Raw genomic sequence first — 18,500 nt, 5'->3', positions numbered from 1 at the left:
GGGTAGTGAAATCGGGCCGCATGTTCGACGCTGAAATACCGCTTGCGGCCTGAACCGCAAGACGGTATCTCTCCCACGGGGAGAGGGAGAAAACACTAAAAAGGCAACTGACGTTGCCTTTGCTGTTTGTTACGTTGCCTTTTGCTGTTTATTTTGTCACGCGTTTGTACTTGATACGCTTTGGCTCCAGCGCATCAGCGCCCAGCGTGCGTTTCTTGTACTCTTCGTATTCGGTAAAGTTACCTTCAAAGAATTCTACTTTACCTTCATCCTGGTAATCCAGAATGTGGGTGGCGATACGGTCAAGGAACCAGCGGTCATGCGAGATAACCATGGCGCAGCCCGGGAATTCGAGCAGGGCGTTTTCTAATGCGCGCAGGGTTTCGATGTCCAGGTCGTTGGTTGGTTCATCGAGCAGCAGAACGTTACCGCCAACCTGCAGCAGTTTCGCCAGGTGCAAACGCCCGCGTTCACCACCGGACAGCTCGCCGACGCGTTTACCCTGATCAACACCTTTAAAGTTAAAGCGGCCTACATAAGCGCGGCTTGGCATTTCGGTGTTGCCAACACGCATGATATCCAGCCCGCCGGAAACTTCTTCCCACACGGTTTTGCTGTTATCCATGGCGTCACGGAACTGGTCAACGGATGCCAGTTTCACGGTTTCACCCAGGGAGATGGCGCCGCTATCAGGCTGTTCCTGACCGGACATCATACGGAACAGAGTTGATTTACCCGCGCCGTTCGGGCCAATGATCCCGACAATTGCCCCTTTCGGTACCGAGAAGCTCAGGTCGTCGATCAGCAGGCGATCGCCATAGGATTTACGCAGGTTGCTGACCTCAACGACTTTATCGCCCAGACGTGCTCCAGGTGGAATAAAGAGTTCGTTGGTTTCGTTACGTTTCTGGTATTCGGTGTTGTTCAGCTCTTCAAAGCGTGCCAGACGGGCTTTACCCTTAGACTGGCGGCCTTTAGCGCCCTGACGAACCCACTCCAGCTCTTTCTCAATGGATTTACGGCGAGCCGCTTCCTGAGAGGCTTCCTGAGCCAGACGCTGATCTTTTTGCTCCAGCCAGGAGGAGTAGTTACCTTCCCACGGAATACCTTCACCGCGGTCCAGCTCAAGGATCCAGCCAGCAACGTTATCAAGGAAGTAACGGTCGTGGGTAATCGCCACAACGGTGCCTTCGAAGTCGTGCAGGAAGCGTTCCAGCCAGGCGACAGATTCGGCATCCAGGTGGTTGGTTGGTTCATCAAGCAGCAGCATATCTGGCTTTTCGAGCAGCAGGCGGCACAGTGCCACGCGGCGGCGCTCACCACCGGACAGATTGCCAATTTTAGCATCCCAGTCCGGCAGACGCAGGGCATCGGCCGCGCGCTCCAGCTGCACGTTCAGGTTGTGACCGTCATGAGCCTGAATAATTTCTTCAAACTTGCCCTGTTGTGCGGCGAGTTTATCGAAGTCAGCATCGGGTTCGGCGTATTTGGCGTACACCTCATCCAGACCTTTCAGCGCGTTAACCACTTCGGCAACGGCTTCTTCAACGGATTCGCGAACAGTATGCTCGACGTTTAACTGTGGCTCCTGCGGCAGGTAGCCGATCTTAAGACCCGGTTGTGGACGGGCTTCGCCTTCTATGTCGGTGTCAATGCCCGCCATAATGCGCAGCAGGGTAGATTTACCGGCACCGTTAAGACCCAGTACGCCGATTTTGGCGCCAGGGAAGAAACTCAGTGAGATATTTTTCAGAATATGACGTTTCGGCGGAACCACCTTGCCGACACGGTGCATGGTATATACGAATTGAGCCACGTTGGACTTCGCCTCTTTTTATGTAATATCAACAGCGGAGTGTAGCCGTTTTCTTTGCCCAATCCCAGCCAGCCTCGAAAGCCAGGCTAAAACATGCGAGAAAGGTAAAAAAATGTGCATTACGTGGCGCGTTATAGCGGGCACGGTTAGCATTAAGAAATTGTGCGGCATGATGCTGCTATTACTGTTTTGATAAGAGGAATGCGCGGTGCAGAGAGCTAAACATGTTGCTTGGCGTTATCTGGCTGCCAGTATTTGTTTGTTGTCCTTCAGCAATGCAGTTCGGGCGGACTCACTGGATGAACAACGCAATCGCTATGCGCAAATCAAGCAGGCGTGGGACAACAATCAGATGGATGTGGTGGCGCAGCTGATGCCCACGCTGAAAGATTACCCGCTTTATCCGTACCTTGAGTACCGGCAGCTCAGCGGCGATCTGATGAATCAGCCCTCGCTTGCCGTGAGCAACTTTATTCAGGCCAATCCGACGCTTCCTCCGGCGCGAACCCTGAAAACACGCTTTGTGAATGAGCTGGCCCGTCGGCAGGACTGGCGTGGCTTACTGGCATTCAGCCCGGATAAACCGGCGTCAACCGAAGCGCAATGTAACTACTACTATGCCAAATGGAGCACCGGGCAGGCAGAGGCCGCCTGGCAGGGCGCAAAGGACCTCTGGCTGACCGGCAGCAGCCAGCCAAACGCCTGCGATCGGCTGTTTGGCGCGTGGCGGGCATCCGGTACCCAGGATCCGCTGGCGTTTCTGGAGCGGATTCGGCTGGCAATGAAAGCGGGCAATACCCGACTGGTTACCTTGCTGGCGGGGCAGATGCCGGCAGATTATCAAACCATCTCAACGGCAATTATCGCGCTGGCGAACGATCCGAAAAGCGTGATGGACTTTGCCCGTACCACCGGGGCGACAGACTTCACCCGCCAGATGGCTGCAGAAGCTTTCGAGAGCGTGGCACGGCAGGATGTGGAAAATGCGCGCCTGATGATCCCGTCACTGGTGCAGGCGCAGCAGCTTAATGAGGATCAAACCCAGACCCTCAGGGATACCGTTGCCTGGCGACTGATGGGCAACGACGTCACCGACGAGCAGGCGCGTTGGCGCGACGATGCGATTATGCGTTCGCAGTCGACCTCGATCGTTGAGCGTCGGGTGCGAATGGCGATCGGCAACGGCGATCGCAGCGGTTTGAATACCTGGCTGTCACGCCTGCCAATGGAGGCAAAAGAGAAAGATGAATGGCGCTACTGGCAGGCCGATCTTCTGCTTGAGCGAGGGCGTGAGACGGAGGCAAAAGAGATCCTCCACACCCTGATGCAACAACGTGGTTTTTACCCGATGGCGGCTGCCCAGCGTCTGGGTGAAGACTACAGGATGAAGATCGACAAAGCGCCCGGCAATATTGATCCGGCGCTTGCGCAAGGGCCGGAAATGCAGCGGGTTCGTGAGTTGATGTACTGGGCTCAGGACAACACCGCGCGCAGCGAGTGGGCCAACCTGATTACCAGCCGCAGCGTTACCGAGCAGGCACAGCTGGCACGCTACGCTTTTGTTCAGCACTGGTGGGATCTGAGTGTGCAGGCGACGATCGCCGGAAAACTCTGGGATCAGCTGGAGGAGCGCTTCCCGCTGGCGTATAACGATCTCTATACCCGCTATACCCAGGGTAAAGATATTCCTCAGAGCTATGCGATGGCGATTTCTCGTCAGGAGAGCGCCTGGAACCCGAAAGTGCGTTCACCCGTTGGCGCCAGTGGGCTGATGCAAATTATGCCGGCAACGGCTACCCATACGGTGAAGATGTTCAGTATTCCGGGTTACAGCAATTCAGCTCAGCTGCTTGATCCAGAGACCAATATCAACATTGGCACCAGCTACCTGCAATATGTCTATCAGCAGTTCGGCAATAACCGTATTTTCTCCTCCGCGGCTTATAATGCCGGGCCGGGACGGGTGCGAACCTGGTTGAATAACAGCGGCGGGCGTATTGATGCGATCGCCTTTGTTGAAAGTATTCCGTTCTCTGAAACGCGCAATTATGTGAAAAACGTGCTCGCCTATGACGCGTACTACCGTTTCTTTATGAACGGAACTACACCGAAGGTGCTGACAGATGCTGAATGGCAGCGGCGTTACTGATTTCCGTCGTTTATGTTATGCTGCGTACTCTTTAACGAGTACGCAGCGAAATGGCGGAATATTATGACTCAACAATCACCCTATTCAGCGGCCATGGCCGAACAACGCAACCAGGAATGGCTGCGCTTTGTGGAACTCGTCAGACAGGCTTACGGACAAGACTTGCATCTTCCCCTGCTCAATTTAATGCTCACGCCCGACGAGCGCGAAGCACTGGGCACTCGGGTGCGAATTATTGAGGAACTGCTGCGCGGCGAGATGAGCCAGCGGGAGTTGAAAACGGAGCTGGGCGCGGGGATTGCGACCATCACCCGTGGCTCAAACAGTCTGAAAGCCGCTCCCGCCGATCTACGTCTCTGGCTGGAAGAGGCTCTGCTCAAGATTCAGCGATAAACCGGATTGTGAAACGGGCTTAACGCCAGAATGACCGCCTGATGGTAAACACTGGCGCGCGTCAGTTTCCCCGCCGTAAATACCCCAATCGCGCCCTCTTTGCGGCCAATCTCATCAATCCCGGTGTATTGCGACATCGCCGGGCCAAGCGCTTCTCCCGCCCGCACTTTGTTTAAAATGACCTCAGGAAGGGGCAGGGTGGCAGAGCGCGCTTCCCCGCGTTGCTGGTTATTTTCAATCACCACCCAGCTAAAGGTGCTGCCTTCATCGATACCTGCCTCAATGGCGACCCAGAAGTCGGCGTCAGGTTTTGCGTGACGCGCATTGAGAACCCGGTTACGGGCGCCGGAACGTGTTTCTTCATTACCCAATGGCTGTTCCGGGACGCCGCTTTCGACGTCAACGGATTCTACTTCGCAGGCTCCTGCGCCATAGATCTCATTAAAAGCGTGTAGAATCGCCCGAATTTTAGCGGGATTTGTGGTAGCGGCGACAACATGGTGCATAATCTATAGCTGGCTGCCCGAAATGAGATGCGTTCTTTATCGCGGGTGACGCCATCCTCATATAAAAAATTTCATCGCAGTATAATGGATAAAAAAGCATGTTACAGGTATACCTTGTTCGCCACGGTGAGACGCAGTGGAACGCCGAGCGACGTATTCAAGGCCATTCAGACAGTCCGTTAACCGAAAAAGGGGAACAGCAGGCATGGCAGGTTGCTGAGCGCGCCAAAGCGCTGGGTATCACCCACATTATTGCCAGTGACCTTGGTCGGACGCGCCGTACGGCTGAAATCATCGCAGAGCTTTGTGGTTGTGACATCACGCTTGATTCGCGACTGCGTGAGCTTGATATGGGCGTACTGGAAAAACGCCGCATCGAATCACTGACAGAAGAAGAAGAAGGCTGGCGTCGTACCCTGGTCAATGGCACTGCAGGTGGTCGCATTCCGCAAGGGGAGTCGATGCAGGAGCTTGGTGATCGCATGCATGCCGCACTTGCAGCCTGTCTTGAACTTCCCGCAGGCAGTCGCCCGATGATTGTCAGTCATGGGATGGCGCTGGGTTGTCTGGTTAGCACGATCCTTGGCCTGCCCGCTTATGCCGAAAGACGTCTGCGCCTGCGCAACTGTTCCATCTCCCGCATTGATTATCAGGACAGCGCATGGTTGGCGTCTGGTTGGGTGGTGGAGACCGCAGGGGACGTGTCGCATCTTGACGCCCCTGCGTTGGATGAGTTGCAGCGTTAACGGCGGACGGGGACTAAATATTCGCAGCGAATATGCCGCGGGGGTTCATTCGTGCGCGCATCTTCCTGCGGATAATAGCGCTCTATATCCTGGCCCTTGCGGCGGGTCAGATTGAGCATTGGCATACAGGTACCGTAAACGGTCAGAATAAAATCCTGAATGCCGGTGGACAGCCCGTCATAGGAGAACATGACATAATCTCCACCTTCCAGTAGCACTGGCCGGGCGTTTTGCGGGTGGCCGTCTGCCATCTCAGGCCTCAGCGCAGTGGTGTAGAATACTTCCTGCTCATCATCTTTTTCGAGGCTTGGCCGGGGCTCATGCAGACCATACATTTCTGCCGGAATGCTCAGCGCATCCTCAAGAAATTCCTGCCAGAATTGCACGCGCATCTGATGACGGAAATCAGAAATCTCTTCCAGAGAACAGGTGTAACTCTGGGTAGTGCCGATAAGCTGGATCTCCGGCAGGGTGACAAACTCATGCTTCGGTAAGGTAAATTCGCCTAAACGCATCGGCGGACGTATTCCAAACGCACTCCAGTCAGGGGAACGGCGATAAAATGCGGGCGTTTGGGTAAATTGTTTTTTGAAGGCCCGGGTAAAAGTCTGCTGCGAATCGAAACGATACTGTAAGGCGATATCGAGGATAGGACGTGAGGTCAGGCGCAGCGCGACAGCGGATTTGGACAGACGGCGGGCACGAATATAAGCCCCAATCGCGTGACCAGTCACTTCTTTGAACATCCTTTGCAGATGCCACTTGGAATAGCCCGCTTTTGCCGCCACATTGTCTAATGATAACGGCTGATCAAGATGGCCTTCCAGCCACACAAGCAGATCGCGAATGATTCCAGCCTGATCCATACAATATCCTCTTCCATAATGTGGCAAATGCCTGATACAGGGATCGGATAATATCACCCTTTGTTGATTTAGCATTCAGTGTTTTGTTTGTGCATTAGTGCTCATTGTGACTGATTTTCATGATGTTTTTTTTGTAAATTAGTGATCTATAAACATTTTCGTCGTCATCAATGAATAGTCGCTCCACGTTATATTCAAAAATGGTAACAATATGAAATACAGAAGCCTCATACTTTCTTCACTACTGATGTTCTGTGGCGCAGTACAGGCAGAGCAAATCGGATCCGTAGACACCGTTTTTAAGATGTTTGGACCGGACCATAAAATTGTCGTTGAAGCCTTTGACGACCCGGATGTACAGAACGTCACCTGCTATCTGAGCCGGGCCAAAACGGGCGGGATCAAAGGTGGGCTGGGTCTGGCGGAGGACACTTCTGATGCCGCTATCTCCTGCCAGCAGGTTGGGCCTATTGAGGTCAGCGAGAAGATAAAAAACAACAAGGCGCAGGGGGATGTCGTGTTCCAGAAACGAACGTCGCTGGTGTTTAAAAAGCTCCAGGTCGTCCGTTTTTATGATGCGAAACGTAATGCGCTTATCTATCTGACTTACTCTGACAGGGTTGTCGAAGGATCACCGAAGAACGCTCTGAGCGCGGTGCCGATTATGCCCTGGGGCAAATAAAAGGAGTGGAAATGCCACAACCGCAAATCTGGCTGGTTGAAGATGAGATTAGCATCGCCGAGACGTTAATCTATATGCTGCAACAGGATGGCTTCGATGTGCGTTCTTTTGAGCGCGGGCTGCCGGTACTGGAGGCGGCGGCGCAGAGACTGCCGGACTTAGCCATTCTTGATGTCGGCCTGCCGGATATCAGTGGTTTTGAGCTTTGCCGCCGTTTGCTGACGTTAGCCCCAGGTTTGCCGGTGCTGTTTCTGACCGCCCGCAGCGAAGAAATCGATAAGCTGCTTGGTCTTGAGATGGGCGCGGATGATTATATCGCCAAGCCTTTTTCGCCCAGGGAAGTGTGCGCCCGGGTGCGTACCGTTCTGCGGCGCTTTCAGAAGGCGGCTACCCCGTCATCCACCGTCCGCGTTGGCCAGTTTGAGCTTGATGAGCAGGCGGCGTTGATTCGCTGGTGTGGTGAAATACTTCCTCTTACCCGCTATGAATTCCTGTTGTTGAAAACCCTGATCCATGCGCCGGGCCGCGTCTTCTCCCGCCAACAACTGATGGATCTGGTGTGGGTGGATGCTGAAGAGAGTTTTGATCGTACCGTCGACACTAACATTAAGACGCTGCGTGCCAAATTACGTGCAATTAATGCCGATGCCTCGCCCATCAATACTCAACGTGGTATGGGCTACAGTCTGGGGAGTCGCTGATGCGTATCGGCATGCGCTTGCTGCTGGGGTACTTCCTGATTGTGGCGGTGGCCGCGTGGTTTGTGTTGTCTATTTTTGTGCAGGAAGTGAAACCGGGCGTACGGCGGGCGACAGAGGGCACGCTGATTGATACCGCCACGCTGCTGGCGGAGCTGGCGCGGGAGGATATACTCTCCGGCCAGCCACAAAACGGGCAGCTGGCGCAGGCGTTCTCCTCGCTCTCAGAGCGTGCTATCAGAGCCAATATCAGCGGTATTCGTAAGGTGCGTAACGAGTATCACGTCTATATGACGGATGCCTCGGGTAAGGTGGTGTACGACTCGGCGGGAAAGGCGCTGGGAGCGGATTTTTCTCGCTGGAACGACGTCTGGCTGACGCTGCGCGGAAAATACGGCGCGCGCAGTACGCCGTCCGATCCGCAGGATCCGGAAAGTACGGTCATGTATGTAGCGGCGCCGATAATTGAGCAGGGGCAAATCATTGGGGTACTCAGCGTCGGTAAACCCAATAGCGCCATGGATCCGGTGATTAAACGCAGCGAGCGGCGGATCCTCTGGGCAAGTGCCATTTTGCTGGGGATCGCATTGATGATTGGTCTGGGGGTTACTCTGTGGATCAATCGTTCTATCGGCAGGCTTACGCGTTATGCCGATGCGGTGACTGAGAACACGCCGTTGCCGCTGCCGTCGCTGGGAAGCAGTGAACTGCGTAAGCTCGCCCAGGCGCTGGAAAGCATGCGTGTGAAGCTGGAAGGCAAAAATTATATTGAGCATTACGTCCACGCCCTGACGCACGAGCTCAAAAGTCCGCTGGCCGCTATTCGCGGCGCGGCAGAAATTCTGAGTGAAGGCCCGCCGCCCAAGGTTGCCGCTCGTTTTACCGGCAATATTCTGGCGCAAAATGCCCGGATGCAGGTGCTGGTGGAAAAACTGCTCTCGCAGGCAAAACTGGAAAATCGCCAGGAAATCGTGCCGACGCAGTTAAGACTTCATGAGCTTTTCTCGAAGCTGGCAGATGAACGCAGCGTGGTGCTGGCGGCAAAAAATATCATCCTTGAACAACAGGACACGGACTGCGTGGTCAGCGCCGATCGCGGGCTGCTGACTCAGGCTCTGGGAAACTTACTCGACAATGCCATCGATTTTACCCCGGCTGGTGGAACCATTCGGTTAACCGCCCTTAAGGAGAAAGACGCCGTGGCGATTACAGTGCGCGACAGTGGGTCGGGGATCCCTGACTATGCGTTAGATCGTATCTTTGAACGCTTTTATTCTCTCCCCCGTGAAGATGGCCACAAAAGCAGTGGTCTGGGGCTGGCCTTTGTGCAGGAGGTCACGCGACTCCATCATGGTACGATTATGGTCAGTAATCAGCCTGAAGGGGGCGTGGAAGCCCGGCTGACACTTCACCCTCACTTCACATAGCTTCAATTTCTCCCCACATAGCTCCGCTACTCTCCTGGCAACAAAATAAGAGGAGCTATCTATGTTGAAATCACCGTTAGGCTGGAAAGTGGTTATTCTGGTTGGATGTGTCGTTTTGCTGCTGGTGCCGCTGATGATGGTCAGCAATTTGATTAAAGAGCGTAGCGATTACCGCGATGAAGTTGCCGACACTTTGCGCCAGAGCAGCGCGGGTAAGCAAAAGCTGATTGGGCCGTTAATTGCCGTGCCGGTGACGGAAGTGACGACGGTCATGGCGCCCACCGCTGACGATCCATTAAAAGAAGTGCGCCGTAAGAAAAGTTATATTCGTTTCTGGCTGCCCGAATCCCTGTTGGTGGATGGAAAACAACAGGTTGAGTCGCGCAAAATTGGGATTTACAGAGGGCAGATCTGGCACGGAGACCTGTCCATTAAAGCTGAGTTTGATCCGAAACGGCTCGGGCTGACAGAGAGCGAGAACTTACAGATTGGCGAACCCTTTATGGTATTTGGCGTTAGCGATCCCCGTGGTATTGGTCAGCTACAGACAATGAACATTAACGGTGAGTCGCTCGGCGTCGAACCCGGCTCAGGTCTGAAGAACGATATGCAAGGGATCCATGTACCGCTTGGATCTGCGGATATTATCCGCAAAGGCGCGAAGGTCGATATGGTTCTCAGCCTGAACGGGACCGGGAGCTTTTCCGTGGTTCCGCTCGGACGTAACAGTGAAATGACGCTGATAAGCGACTGGCCCCATCCTGGCTTTATGGGGGATTTTCTGCCGACAAAACGTGAGATTAGCCCGACGGGTTTTCAGGCTCACTGGCAAAGCAGCTGGTTTGCAAACAATCTGGATGGAAAAATCCTCGAAATGTTGAGTAACGGTGGCGCGAGTGAATGGCGTTTACCGGCATTTAGCGTCAATATCGCCACACCTGCCGATCAATATCAGCTGACGGACAGGGCAATTAAATATGCGGCTTTACTGATTATGCTGATTTTCTCTGCGTTTTTTGTTTTTGAAAGCCTCACTGCACGGCAGATGCACCCCATGGAGTATTTACTGGTGGGGTTGTCTCTGGTGATGTTCTATCTGGTACTGCTGGCACTGTCTGAGCGTATTGGTTTTACCCCGGCATGGATTACCGCCAGCCTGCTTGGAGGCGCAATCAACGGTATCTATTTACAGGGCGTGATGAAAAGCTGGCGCGCCAGTTTGCCTTTTACGAGCGCCTTGCTGGTGCTGTACGGCATAATGTGGAGTCTGTTGAATTCTGAAGACAGCGCGCTGCTGCTGGGAACGGGAGTGCTGTTTGCCGCATTGAGCACGGTAATGATACTGACCCGACGTTTTGACTGGTATTCGATAGCCAGTAAACAGATAGCCAGTAAACAGAAAGAGCCAGCCGCAAAGGTCGCAATTGAGAATGACGAGTTGCGGGTGTGGAAATAGTTGTTGTTATGGCAATAAAAAAGCGGCGCCAGGCGCCGCTTTTTTGATTTGGGTGTCGTTATTCCTGCAAATCGCCACAGAAACGGTAACCTTCACCGTGAATGGTCGCGATAATTTCAGGCGTATCCGGCGTGGATTCGAAATGCTTACGAATGCGGCGGATAGTCACATCGACGGTACGGTCATGGGGTTTCAGCTCGCGACCGGTCATTTTTTTCAGCAGTTCTGCACGGGACTGAATTTTGCCCGGGTTTTCGCAGAAGTGCAGCATGGCGCGGAATTCGCTGCGCGGCAGCTTATACTGTTCGCCATTAGGACTAATCAGGGAGCGGCTGTTGATATCCAGCTCCCAGCCGTTGAATCTGTAGCTATCAACGCTGCGACGTTCTTCGCTGATGGTGCCCAGGTTCATGGTGCGGGACAGCAAGTTACGTGCACGAATAGTCAATTCACGCGGGTTAAACGGCTTGGTGATGTAGTCATCTGCGCCAATTTCGAGACCGAGGATTTTATCCACTTCGTTGTCACGACCGGTCAGGAACATCAGTGCAACATTTGCCTGCTCACGTAATTCACGGGCTAACAAAAGACCGTTCTTACCCGGCAGATTGATATCCATAATCACCAGATTAATGTCATTTTCGGAGAGGATCTGATGCATTTCAGCGCCATCAGTCGCCTCAAAAACGTCATAACCTTCTGCTTCGAAGATGCTTTTTAACGTGTTGCGTGTTACCAACTCGTCTTCAACGATAAGAATGTGCGGGGTCTGCATGTTTGCTACCTAAATTGCCAACTAAATCGAAACAGGAAGTACAAAAGTCCCTGACCTGCCTTATGCATGTCGAAAATTAACATGAACGGCGTAACATGACTAAAGTACGTAATTGCGTTCTTGATGCACTTTCCATCAACGTCAACAACATCATTAGCTTGGTCGTGGGTACTTTCCCTTTGAACCCGACAGCGTCAAAAACGGCTGTCATCCTAACCATTTTAACAGCAACATAACAGGCTAAGACGTAAGGGACACCCAATAAAACTACGCTTCGTTGACATATATCAAGTTCAATTGTAGCACGTTAACAGTCTGGATAAATCTCTGCATCCAAATGCTAGCGAATTTCACAATATTACAATAAACCAACTAGTTGCGAATATTAATTGATAAACATAGTGAATCCAATAGAAGATTAAGATTCAATGTTGAAATATCATGAATAAACAGCAGGATAACGACCTGCTGTTAACATTCTTGCTGATAATACAGCCACCCAACAGTTTAGCTTTTTTTAACAGTTGGAAAGATGAAAATCAGTGATTAGTGTTACATAATTGTAAATTATCGCCGCGTAAAATCTTTGCAGTGGCGAAAATTAACGCGTTAAACGATCAACAAGAGAGTGGAAAATGCACCTGGCTGTCGTACTTGTTTCCCCCGCCAGAGCGGAAAATATTGGCGCTGCTGCCCGTGCCATGAAAACGATGGGCTTTAGTGATTTGCGCATTGTGGATAGCGTCGCCCATCTGGAAGACGGTGCGCGCCGTGTGGCCCATGGCGCTGGCGATGTGCTTGATAACATTAAAACTTATCCCACACTGGCCGCTGCCCTGGCCGATGTGCAGTTTACGGTTGCGACCACCGCGCGCAGCCGGGCGAAATTTCATTACTACGCCACGCCAGAAGAGCTGGTTCCCCTGTTGCAGGAAAAGAGTGAATGGCTGGAGACCGGAGCGTTGGTGTTTGGACGGGAAGATTCTGGCCTGACAAACGACGAGCTGGCGCTGGCTGATATTTTAACCGGCGTGCCGATGGTGGCGGATTACCCTTCACTGAATCTGGGGCAGGCGGTGATGGTTTACTGCTACCAATTAGCATCTTTAATAAGAAACATGCCTGAAACCGTTACCCGTAGTGATGATAACCAACTACAGGCATTGCGCCAGCGAGCGCGTTCGCTACTTGAAAAACTTGAGGTGGCGGATGATATCAAAATGGCCGACTGGCTCGATCAGCGTATCGGCATGTTGACCCAGCGTGATACGGCAATGCTGCATCGATTGCTGCACGATGTTGAAAAAAAGCTGGCCGAGTAATATCTGGCAATAAGTTTATTTTATAGATAATGGTATAAGCATATTGCTAACAGTATGGTCTTTATTGGATGCAAGAGCCAGCCGATCCAGCGCAGCAGAAAATGGAATAAAATGGCTAAAAAATAAAAAATCGTTGACTTAGGACGGCAGATACTTTAACCAATATAGGCACAGTGACAGACAGATAAAAATTACAGAGCACACAACATCCATGAAACGCATCAGCATCGTCACCACGATTATTACCACCACCACAATTACCACAGGTAATAGTGCGGGCTGACGCGTACAGGAAAAACAGAAAAAAGCCCGCACCTTTAACAGTGCGGGCTTTTTTTTCGACCTAAGATCAAGGGGTATAACATGCGAGTGTTGAAGTTTGGCGGTACATCAGTGGCAAATGCGGAACGGTTTCTGCGTGTTGCCGATATCCTGGAGAGTAATGCCAGGCAGGGGCAGGTGGCGACTGTGTTATCTGCCCCGGCGAAAATTACCAACCACCTGGTGGCAATGATCGAAAAAACCATTGGTGGCCAGGATGCTGTACCGAATATCAGTGATGCAGAACGGATTTTTGCGGAACTCCTCTCCGGACTCGCAGATGCCCAACCCGGTTTCCCGCTCGCCCAGCTCAAAATTTTCGTTGAGCAAGAATTCTCGCAAATTAAACATGTTTTACATGGCATCAGCCTGCTGGGCCAGTGCCCTGACAGCATCAATGCGGCATTGATCTGCCGCGGTGAAAAACTTTCCATCGCGATTATGGCCGGGTTACTTGAAGCTCGTGGTCATAAAGTTTCCGTTATTGATCCTGTCGAAAAACTGCTCGCTATTGGGCACTACCTTGAATCTACCGTCGATATTGCTGAATCCACCCGTCGTATTGCTGCCAGCCGGATCCCTGCCGATCATATGGTCCTGATGGCGGGCTTTACCGCGGGGAACGAAAAAGGCGAGCTGGTGGTGCTGGGGCGTAATGGCTCTGACTACTCTGCGGCCGTACTGGCTGCCTGCTTGCGTGCAGATTGCTGTGAAATCTGGACCGACGTTGACGGTGTTTATACCTGCGATCCACGCCAGGTACCGGACGCGCGCCTGCTGAAATCCATGTCGTACCAGGAAGCCATGGAGCTCTCCTATTTTGGTGCGAAAGTGCTGCACCCGCGCACCATTACGCCTATTGCGCAGTTCCAGATCCCGTGTCTTATCAAAAATACCGGCAACCCACAGGCTCCGGGAACGCTGATTGGCGCCACTTCCGATGAAGATGGCCTGCCGGTTAAAGGGATCTCCAACCTGAATAACATGGCGATGTTCAGCGTGTCTGGTCCCGGCATGAAAGGCATGGTGGGCATGGCTGCTCGCGTGTTTGCCGCTATGTCCCGCGCCGGGATCTCCGTCGTTCTTATCACTCAGTCATCTTCGGAATACAGCATCAGTTTCTGTGTCCCACAGTCTGATTGCGCACGTGCCCAGCGTGCGATGGGGGACGAGTTCTTCCTCGAACTGAAAGAAGGTCTGCTGGAACCGATCGCCGTGATGGAACGTCTGGCCGTGATTTCAGTTGTCGGTGATGGCATGCGCACGATGCGCGGTATCTCGGCGAAATTCTTTGCGGCTCTGGCCCGTGCGAACATCAATATTGTGGCGATTGCCCAGGGCTCATCTGAGCGTTCGATTTCTGTCGTGGTGAGTAACGACGATGCGACAACTGGCGTACGCGTGACTCACCAGATGCTGTTCAACACCGATCAGGTGATTGAAGTCTTTGTGATCGGCGTGGGCGGCGTGGGCGGCGCGTTGCTGGAGCAGCTCAAGCGCCAGCAGGCATGGCTCAAAAACAAACATATCGATTTACGTGTCTGTGGAGTGGCGAACTCAAAAGCGTTGCTTACCAATGTGCACGGCCTGAATCTGGAAAACTGGCAGGAAGAGCTGGCGCAAGCCAAAGAGCCGTTCAATCTGGGCCGCCTGATCCGTCTGGTGAAGGAGTATCACCTGCTGAATCCGGTGATTGTTGATTGCACCTCCAGTCAGACCATGGCCGACCAGTATGCTGATTTCCTGCGGGAAGGGTTCCATGTGGTCACGCCGAATAAAAAGGCCAACACCTCATCGATGGATTACTACCATCAGCTGCGCCGTGCGGCGGAGAAGTCCCGACGCAAATTCCTCTACGACACCAACGTAGGGGCGGGGCTGCCGGTGATTGAAAACCTGCAAAACCTGCTGAATGCCGGTGATGAATTGCAGCGCTTCTCTGGCGTTCTTTCCGGCTCGCTCTCCTTTATCTTCGGCAAACTGGATGAGGGCATGCCTCTGTCTGAGGCGACGAAAGCGGCACGTGATATTGGTTTTACCGAGCCGGATCCGCGTGATGATCTTTCCGGTATGGACGTCGCGCGTAAGCTTCTGATCCTCGCCCGCGAAACCGGCCGTGAGCTTGAGCTTAGCGATATTGTTATTGAGCCAGTGCTGCCCGGGTCCTTTGATGCCAGCGGTGAGGTCGAGCGCTTTATGCAAAATCTGCCGCAACTCGATGATGTCTTTGCTGCGCGCGTGGCGAAAGCGCGTGATGCCGGTAAGGTACTGCGCTATGTGGGCAATATCGAAGAAGACGGTTCCTGCCGGGTGAAAATCGCCGAAGTTGACAGCAATGATCCGCTTTTTAAAGTGAAAAATGGCGAAAATGCCCTCGCATTCTACAGCCATTATTATCAACCGATTCCGTTGGTACTGCGTGGTTATGGTGCGGGTAATGACGTGACGGCGGCGGGGGTGTTTGCCGATCTGTTACGTACTCTGTCGTGGAAGTTGGGAGTTTAAGATGGTGAAAGTATATGCTCCGGCCTCCAGTGCCAATATGAGCGTGGGTTTTGATGTGCTGGGCGCCGCTGTGACGCCAGTTGATGGAACGCTGCTGGGGGATAATGTCTCCGTTGAAGCGGCGGACAGTTTCAGTCTGCAAAATCTGGGTCGTTTTGCCAGTAAACTGCCAACCAACCCACAAGAGAATATTGTCTATCAATGCTGGGAACGTTTTTGCCAGGAAATCGGTAAAACAGTCCCGGTGGCGATGACGCTGGAAAAAAATATGCCGATTGGCTCAGGGCTGGGTTCCAGTGCCTGCTCGGTGGTTGCAGCCCTGGTTGCGATGAATGAGTTCTGTGGTAAGCCGTTGAATGAAAATCGCATGCTGGCGCTGATGGGGGAAATGGAAGGGCGGATTTCCGGCAGCGTACATTACGATAACGTCGCCCCTTGTTTCCTCGGCGGCATTCAGTTGATGCTCGAAGAAAACGGCATTATCAGCCAGCAGGTGCCCTCTTTTGATGAGTGGCTGTGGGTGCTTGCCTATCCGGGGATTAAAGTTTCGACGGCAGAAGCGCGCGCTATCCTGCCTGCGCAGTATCGTCGTCAGGACTGTATTGCTCATGGTCGTCATCTGGCGGGCTTTATTCATGCCTGTTATTCACGCCAGCCTGCGCTCGCGGCAAAGCTGATGAAAGATGTCATTGCCGAGCCATATCGCACCAAATTACTGCCTGGTTTTAATGAAGCGCGCCAGGCGGTTGCCGATATTGGCGCAATCTCCTGCGGGATTTCCGGTTCGGGCCCGACGCTGTTTGCGTTGTGCGATAAAACCGATACGGCGCAGCGTGTGGCTGACTGGCTGAGCAAACACTATTTGCAAAATCAGGAAGGCTTTGTTCATATTTGCCGTCTGGATACGACGGGTGCACGAGTAGTGGGATAACCAATGAAACTCTATAACTTAAAAGATCATAACGAACAGGTCAGTTTCGCACAGGCCATCACGCAAGGCCTGGGCAAAAATCAGGGGCTATTTTTTCCGCACGATCTGCCGGAATTTAGCCTGACGGAAATCGACGAAATGCTGAGCCAGGATTTCGTCACGCGCAGTGCAAAAATCCTCGGCGCCTTTATTGGCGATGAACTGCCGCAAGAGGTCCTGGAAGCACGCGTCCGTGATGCCTTCGCTTTCCCGGCTCCGGTGAAGCCCGTTGAAAGCGATGTTGGTTGCCTGGAGCTGTTCCATGGCCCGACGCTGGCATTTAAAGACTTTGGCGGTCGTTTTATGGCGCAAATGCTGACCACCATCAGCGGCGACAAACCGGTCACTATCCTCACCGCCACGTCGGGTGATACCGGGGCTGCGGTCGCGCATGCGTTCTACGGTCTGAAAAACGTCCGCGTGGTTATCCTCTACCCGAACGGCAAAATCAGCCCGTTGCAGGAAAAACTGTTCTGTACACTGGGTGGCAACATTGAAACCGTAGCCATTGATGCCGACTTTGATGCCTGCCAGGCGCTGGTGAAACAAGCCTTTGATGATGAAGAGCTGAAGGTCGCGCTGGGGCTGAACTCCGCCAACTCCATCAATATCAGCCGCCTGCTGGCGCAAATTTGCTACTACTTCGAAGCCGTGGCCCAGCTCCCGCAGGAAGCCCGTAATCAACTGGTTGTTTCGGTTCCGAGCGGTAACTTTGGCGATTTGACAGCCGGTCTGCTGGCGAAGTCACTGGGTCTGCCGATCAAACGTTTTATCGCTGCGACCAACGCCAACGACACCGTGCCGCGCTTCCTGCAGGAAGGGGAGTGGAAGCCAAAAGCGACGCAGGCAACGCTGTCGAACGCGATGGATGTTAGTCAGCCGAACAACTGGCCGCGTGTGGAGGAGCTGTTCCGCCGTAAAATCTGGCGTCTGAATGAGCTGGGCTATGCGGCAGTGGACGATGAAACCACCAAAGAGACCATGCGCGAACTGAAAGACAAGGGTTACCTGTCCGAGCCACATGCTGCTATTGCCTACCGTGCGCTGCGCGATCAGCTCAATCCTGGCGAATACGGTCTGTTCCTCGGGACGGCCCATCCGGCAAAATTCAAGGAAAGCGTTGAAGAGATCCTGGGTGAGCCGCTGGTGTTGCCGAAAGAACTGGCTGAACGTGCGGATCTGGCGCTGCTGTCACACCATCTGCCTGCCGATTTTGCAGCACTGCGTAAGCTGATGATGAGCAAAGCCTAAACGCTAATAACAGCTGAGAAAACCGGGTATGCGTTGCTGCTGCCCGGTTTTTTTTGCGTAAATGTGGAGAAATGACGCAGTAATTGCGCAGGAAAAATGGAGGTATTCTCATTAAATGCGCCCGCTAAAATATTAGGATTGCAGATAATAACCAACCGGGATCATTTTGCTTAAGCTCCTTTCATCGGCCCGCACCGGGCAAGATGAACCAAGGAGTAACCCATGTTGAAACCTGTATTTTTCGCGCTTTCGTTATTGATGGTGGCTCCGCTGGCGGCACAGGCTGCCGAAATCACTCTCGTGCCTGCGGTGAAACTGCAAATTGGCGACAGCGACAATCACGGTAATCGCTGGGATGGGGGGCGCTGGCGTGACCACGACTGGTGGAATCGCCATTACGAAATGCGTGATAACCACTGGCGACCACATCATGACGATTTTCGCGACCATCGTGATGACAGGCATGATGACCGACACGACGACCGTGGTCCGGGACCGGACTGGCGTCATTAATTGCTTTATAAATCCCCTCCCGGCCGGGCTGTCTCTTGATCAGATCTCCTGATCAAGAGACATCGCCAGTCTGTAGCCTTCAACCATTTCCTGGAGCCTGAACC

Annotated in this window: 18 protein-coding genes and 1 other annotated feature; of the genes, 14 read left to right on the top strand and 4 right to left on the bottom strand. The window is 53.1% G+C overall.

Features of this window, described 5'->3' with window-relative positions; genetic code table 11:
• Window positions 1-148: 148 nt before the first annotated feature.
• A complete protein-coding gene (ettA, locus tag ACSZO4_RS18990) occupies window positions 149-1,816 on the bottom strand; it encodes an energy-dependent translational throttle protein EttA (protein WP_437890592.1) in 1,668 nt (555 codons plus the stop codon).
• Window positions 1,817-2,024: 208 nt separating this feature from the next.
• Here ettA and sltY point away from each other — a divergent pair, with 208 nt between their 5' ends.
• Together sltY and trpR are read left to right on the top strand one after the other, a co-directional pair.
• On the top strand, window positions 2,025-3,965 hold the full coding sequence (gene sltY, locus ACSZO4_RS18985) for a murein transglycosylase (RefSeq protein ID WP_437890591.1): 1,941 nt from the start codon (window positions 2,025-2,027) through the stop codon (window positions 3,963-3,965).
• 63 nt (window positions 3,966-4,028) lie between these two features.
• Window positions 4,029-4,358 carry a trp operon repressor gene (trpR, locus tag ACSZO4_RS18980; RefSeq protein ID WP_437890590.1) on the top strand — a complete coding sequence of 110 codons (330 nt, stop codon included), beginning with the start codon at window positions 4,029-4,031 and terminating at the stop codon, window positions 4,356-4,358.
• On the opposite strand, the gene yjjX is transcribed toward trpR, so the two are convergent.
• A complete protein-coding gene (gene yjjX, locus ACSZO4_RS18975) occupies window positions 4,349-4,864 on the bottom strand; it encodes an inosine/xanthosine triphosphatase (protein WP_437890589.1) in 516 nt (171 codons plus the stop codon). The two genes, trpR and yjjX, sit on opposite strands and share 10 nt — an antisense overlap.
• 98 nt (window positions 4,865-4,962) lie before the next feature.
• On the opposite strand from yjjX, the gene gpmB reads away from it, so the two are divergent.
• Window positions 4,963-5,610 (top strand): 2,3-diphosphoglycerate-dependent phosphoglycerate mutase GpmB, encoded by a 648-nt coding sequence (gene gpmB, locus ACSZO4_RS18970; RefSeq protein ID WP_437890588.1) that lies wholly within the window; start codon window positions 4,963-4,965, stop codon window positions 5,608-5,610.
• On the opposite strand, the gene robA is transcribed toward gpmB, so the two are convergent.
• On the bottom strand, window positions 5,607-6,476 hold the full coding sequence (robA, locus tag ACSZO4_RS18965; protein ID WP_437890587.1) for an MDR efflux pump AcrAB transcriptional activator RobA: 870 nt from the start codon (window positions 6,474-6,476) through the stop codon (window positions 5,607-5,609). The two genes, gpmB and robA, sit on opposite strands and share 4 nt — an antisense overlap.
• Window positions 6,477-6,687: 211 nt before the next feature.
• Here robA and creA point away from each other — a divergent pair, with 211 nt between their 5' ends.
• The 4 genes from creA (at window position 6,688) to creD (ending at window position 10,739) form a co-directional block, all read left to right on the top strand.
• On the top strand, window positions 6,688-7,158 hold the full coding sequence (gene creA / locus ACSZO4_RS18960; protein ID WP_437890586.1) for a protein CreA: 471 nt from the start codon (window positions 6,688-6,690) through the stop codon (window positions 7,156-7,158).
• A gap of 11 nt (window positions 7,159-7,169) precedes the next feature.
• The gene (gene creB, locus ACSZO4_RS18955) at window positions 7,170-7,859 is read left to right on the top strand and encodes a two-component system response regulator CreB (protein WP_437890585.1); all 690 of its coding nucleotides are present in this window, start codon (window positions 7,170-7,172) and stop codon (window positions 7,857-7,859) included.
• Window positions 7,859-9,283 carry a two-component system sensor histidine kinase CreC gene (gene creC / locus ACSZO4_RS18950; RefSeq protein ID WP_437890584.1) on the top strand — a complete coding sequence of 475 codons (1,425 nt, stop codon included), beginning with the start codon at window positions 7,859-7,861 and terminating at the stop codon, window positions 9,281-9,283. The genes creB and creC overlap by 1 nt, the downstream gene beginning before the upstream one ends.
• A gap of 61 nt (window positions 9,284-9,344) precedes the next feature.
• Window positions 9,345-10,739 (top strand): cell envelope integrity protein CreD, encoded by a 1,395-nt coding sequence (gene creD / locus ACSZO4_RS18945; RefSeq protein WP_437890583.1) that lies wholly within the window; start codon window positions 9,345-9,347, stop codon window positions 10,737-10,739.
• A 58-nt stretch (window positions 10,740-10,797) separates the two neighbouring features.
• Here the strand turns inward: creD and arcA are convergent, their stop codons facing one another.
• Window positions 10,798-11,514: a two-component system response regulator ArcA gene (gene arcA / locus ACSZO4_RS18940; protein ID WP_437890582.1), complete on the bottom strand. Its 717-nt coding sequence runs from the start codon at window positions 11,512-11,514 to the stop codon at window positions 10,798-10,800.
• Between the two features lie 95 nt (window positions 11,515-11,609).
• On the opposite strand from arcA, the gene yjjY reads away from it, so the two are divergent.
• From yjjY to ACSZO4_RS18905, 7 genes are all read left to right on the top strand, one after another.
• Window positions 11,610-11,750: a protein YjjY gene (gene yjjY / locus ACSZO4_RS18935; RefSeq protein WP_154159859.1), complete on the top strand. Its 141-nt coding sequence runs from the start codon at window positions 11,610-11,612 to the stop codon at window positions 11,748-11,750.
• 399 nt (window positions 11,751-12,149) lie between these two features.
• Window positions 12,150-12,836: a tRNA/rRNA methyltransferase gene (locus tag ACSZO4_RS18930; RefSeq protein WP_437890581.1), complete on the top strand. Its 687-nt coding sequence runs from the start codon at window positions 12,150-12,152 to the stop codon at window positions 12,834-12,836.
• A 211-nt stretch (window positions 12,837-13,047) separates the two neighbouring features.
• Window positions 13,048-13,119, top strand: a complete 72-nt coding sequence (thrL, locus tag ACSZO4_RS18925) for a thr operon leader peptide (protein ID WP_437890593.1) — start codon at window positions 13,048-13,050, stop codon at window positions 13,117-13,119.
• Window positions 13,055-13,176, top strand: a sequence feature (Thr leader region). Its footprint overlaps the gene before it by 65 nt.
• Window positions 13,177-13,199: 23 nt before the next feature.
• Complete coding sequence (gene thrA, locus ACSZO4_RS18920; RefSeq protein ID WP_437890580.1) at window positions 13,200-15,662, top strand: bifunctional aspartate kinase/homoserine dehydrogenase I; 2,463 nt, start codon at window positions 13,200-13,202, stop codon at window positions 15,660-15,662.
• 1 nt (window position 15,663) lies between these two features.
• Window positions 15,664-16,593, top strand: a complete 930-nt coding sequence (thrB, locus tag ACSZO4_RS18915) for a homoserine kinase (protein ID WP_437890579.1) — start codon at window positions 15,664-15,666, stop codon at window positions 16,591-16,593.
• Window positions 16,594-16,596: 3 nt separating this feature from the next.
• Window positions 16,597-17,883, top strand: a complete 1,287-nt coding sequence (gene thrC / locus ACSZO4_RS18910) for a threonine synthase (protein ID WP_437890578.1) — start codon at window positions 16,597-16,599, stop codon at window positions 17,881-17,883.
• Window positions 17,884-18,105: 222 nt separating this feature from the next.
• Window positions 18,106-18,396, top strand: coding sequence for a DUF2502 domain-containing protein (locus ACSZO4_RS18905; protein WP_437890577.1), 291 nt, complete (start codon window positions 18,106-18,108; stop codon window positions 18,394-18,396).
• Window positions 18,397-18,500 lie beyond the last annotated feature (104 nt).

It is taken from the genome of Phytobacter sp. V91 (assembly GCF_965644225.1).
Lineage (GTDB): Bacteria > Pseudomonadota > Gammaproteobacteria > Enterobacterales > Enterobacteriaceae > CBFFRJ01.
The sequence above is the reverse complement of the archived record's forward strand: the minus strand, read 5'-3'. Positions and strand labels throughout refer to the sequence as shown.

Bases quoted from the DNA above. Each gene is read 5' to 3' on its own strand.
- yjjY (WP_154159859.1), top strand. From the start codon at position 11,610: ATGACTAAAGTACGTAATTGCGTTCTTGATGCACTTTCCATCAACGTC.
- arcA (WP_437890582.1), bottom strand. From the start codon at position 11,514: ATGCAGACCCCGCACATTCTTATCGTTGAAGACGAGTTGGTAACACGC.
- ACSZO4_RS18905 (WP_437890577.1), top strand. From the start codon at position 18,106: ATGTTGAAACCTGTATTTTTCGCGCTTTCGTTATTGATGGTGGCTCCG.
- robA (WP_437890587.1), bottom strand. From the start codon at position 6,476: ATGGATCAGGCTGGAATCATTCGCGATCTGCTTGTGTGGCTGGAAGGC.
- yjjX (WP_437890589.1), bottom strand. From the start codon at position 4,864: ATGCACCATGTTGTCGCCGCTACCACAAATCCCGCTAAAATTCGGGCG.
- creB (WP_437890585.1), top strand. From the start codon at position 7,170: ATGCCACAACCGCAAATCTGGCTGGTTGAAGATGAGATTAGCATCGCC.
- gpmB (WP_437890588.1), top strand. From the start codon at position 4,963: ATGTTACAGGTATACCTTGTTCGCCACGGTGAGACGCAGTGGAACGCC.
- thrA (WP_437890580.1), top strand. From the start codon at position 13,200: ATGCGAGTGTTGAAGTTTGGCGGTACATCAGTGGCAAATGCGGAACGG.
- thrB (WP_437890579.1), top strand. From the start codon at position 15,664: ATGGTGAAAGTATATGCTCCGGCCTCCAGTGCCAATATGAGCGTGGGT.
- ACSZO4_RS18930 (WP_437890581.1), top strand. From the start codon at position 12,150: ATGCACCTGGCTGTCGTACTTGTTTCCCCCGCCAGAGCGGAAAATATT.
- creC (WP_437890584.1), top strand. From the start codon at position 7,859: ATGCGTATCGGCATGCGCTTGCTGCTGGGGTACTTCCTGATTGTGGCG.
- creA (WP_437890586.1), top strand. From the start codon at position 6,688: ATGAAATACAGAAGCCTCATACTTTCTTCACTACTGATGTTCTGTGGC.
- thrC (WP_437890578.1), top strand. From the start codon at position 16,597: ATGAAACTCTATAACTTAAAAGATCATAACGAACAGGTCAGTTTCGCA.
- trpR (WP_437890590.1), top strand. From the start codon at position 4,029: ATGACTCAACAATCACCCTATTCAGCGGCCATGGCCGAACAACGCAAC.
- creD (WP_437890583.1), top strand. From the start codon at position 9,345: ATGTTGAAATCACCGTTAGGCTGGAAAGTGGTTATTCTGGTTGGATGT.